Origin of the sequence: Mesorhizobium sp. M2A.F.Ca.ET.037.01.1.1 (genome assembly GCF_003998075.1) — a bacterium.
Taxonomy (GTDB): domain Bacteria; phylum Pseudomonadota; class Alphaproteobacteria; order Rhizobiales; family Rhizobiaceae; genus Mesorhizobium.
The window spans coordinates 1-2020 of sequence record NZ_RZSA01001097.1 but is presented as its reverse complement, the minus strand read 5'-3'; the positions used below and the strand labels follow the sequence as shown (position 1 = coordinate 2020).

Sequence of the window (2020 nt, the reverse complement as noted above, 5' to 3'; positions counted from 1 at the left end):
CCGAATAGGTGCGGATCAGCGGCGCGGCGGAAGGCAGCATCGTGGCAACCGCCATCAGGAACCACATCAGCACAAGCGCCGGTACCTGCAGGCCAGCCGGGCCGGCAAGCGGCGCCGGCGCAAGGCAGAGAGCAAAGAACCGGTCGAGAAAATCCGGAAAAGGCAGGCTCGGGAGATTCTTGAGCAGCAAATCGCCGGGTCTGCCGGCAAGGCTGCCTTCAGCGCCGCGGATCGCCATCGCGCCGAGAAGCAACCATGCAAGGACGATGGCGACACCCACCGTGAGCGTCACCGCAAAGCGCGGACTGCGCGCCACGCCGGCCGTCGCGCGCCCCGCGCGGTCGAGATGGTTGAAATCCTGCTGCTCCCCGCTCATGGCAATCGAATGGGCTGAATCGCCGCGTTGATCAAGCCGGCTGATCCGACCTATATCTTGGATAAGGGCCCGACGGGGCGCCTCCCAACGTGGAAGCATGACGTGGATCATAACGACAGAGCCCGCATCCTGGTTGCCGGCAGCGGTCCGGCCGGCCTTATCGCGGCGCTCGGCTTTGCCCAGGCCGGCTTTCAGGTGACGCTGGTGGGCCCTGAGGCCAACACCACCGATGGCCGCACCACGGCGCTCATGAACCCCGCCCTGAAAGTTCTGGAACGGCTGGGCGTCCTTGCCGAGCTCAAGCCGCAGGCCGCGGCGCTCAAGGTGATGCGCATCGTCGACGCCACAAGGCGGCTGATCCGCAGCCCAACCGTGACCTTCCGCGCCAGCGAGATCGGCGAGGAACAGTTCGGCCTCAATCTGCCGAACAATGCCCTTATTCCGATCCTCGCTAAGGCGGCTTCAGCGCATGACGGCATTCATTGGCTGAAATCCACGGTCGAATCCTGGAGCCTCGACGCCGACCAGGCCCGTGCAAGGCTGGCCGACGGGGGCGAAGTCTCCGCATCCCTGGCGGTCGCCGCCGACGGGCGCCTGTCTCCAGCGCGGGAGGCCGCCGGCATTCGCGCATTCGCGCGGCCTTATCCGCAATCGGCGCTTGTCCTCAATTTCGGCCACCGCAGCGACCACGGCTTCGTGTCGACCGAGTTCCACACCGAAACAGGGCCGTTCACCCAGGTGCCGCTGCCCGGCAGGCGATCGAGCCTTGTCTGGGTCGTGAAGCCGGAGACGGCGCAAGAGCTTGCCGCGCTCGATGATGCAATCCTGTCGGAGCGTATCGAGCAGCAGATGCAATCGGTGCTTGGCCGGGTCTCGGTCGAGCCGGGCCGCCAGATCTATCCTTTGTCGGCAGCTTCGCCCGCCCGGTTCGCGCAGAATCGCGTCGCGCTGGTCGGCGAGGCGGCGCATGTGTTTCCGCCAATCGGCGCCCAAGGGCTCAACCTCGGCATCAGGGACATCGACGATCTGATTGGAATCGCCGGCGAAAACCGCGGCGATCCAGGGGCGAGCAGGAGTCTTGCCGCTTATGATACCAGGCGCCGACCCGACATATGGGCGCGTAGCGGCGCGGTGAACCTGCTCAACATGTCGCTGCTGTCCGACATGCTGCCCGCACAGCTGGCGCGCAGCGCCGGCCTCAATGCGCTGGGCAGCTTCGCGCCGCTGCGGGCCTTCTTCATGCGCGAGGGATTGCGGCCGGGCAGCGGCTTTCGCGCCATTGCCGGCGGCTTACGGAAAGAGGTCGGCCGGTAGGATTCCGTGTCGGATCGCGTAGAGCAGCGCGGTCACCGTCACCACCGAGAAGCATGTCGTGATCAGCACGCTGGCCGAAGCGCGCTGCACCCATATGTCGTACTGCTGCGCGATGACGAAGACATTGGTCGCCGTCGGCAGCGCCGCCAGCAGCATCGCTGAAAAGACCCAGGTCGGCGTGAAATTGCCGATCCAGCTCAGCACGACATAGCAGAGCAGCGGATGGACGATCAGCTTCAACCCGGCAATCAATGCCAGCTCGTGCGGCACACGGTTGAGCGGCCTCAGCGCCAGCGTGACGCCCATGGCGAACAGGGCGCAAGGCGCGGC

2 protein-coding genes and 1 pseudogene are annotated in these 2020 nt (G+C 66.0%); 1 reads left to right on the top strand and 2 read right to left on the bottom strand.

Annotated elements, in window-relative coordinates:
- Positions 1-376 (bottom strand): annotated as a pseudogene (locus tag EOA27_RS33810) (DUF2182 domain-containing protein); the annotation flags it as partial.
- A 102-nt stretch (positions 377-478) separates the two neighbouring features.
- On the opposite strand from EOA27_RS33810, the gene EOA27_RS33805 reads away from it, so the two are divergent.
- Positions 479-1690, top strand: coding sequence for a UbiH/UbiF family hydroxylase (locus tag EOA27_RS33805; protein ID WP_126082730.1), 1212 nt, complete (start codon positions 479-481; stop codon positions 1688-1690).
- On the opposite strand, the gene EOA27_RS33800 is transcribed toward EOA27_RS33805, so the two are convergent.
- A partial coding sequence (locus EOA27_RS33800) for an AEC family transporter (RefSeq protein ID WP_189562246.1) occupies positions 1667-2020 on the bottom strand: 354 nt, incomplete at its 5' end. The two genes, EOA27_RS33805 and EOA27_RS33800, sit on opposite strands and share 24 nt — an antisense overlap.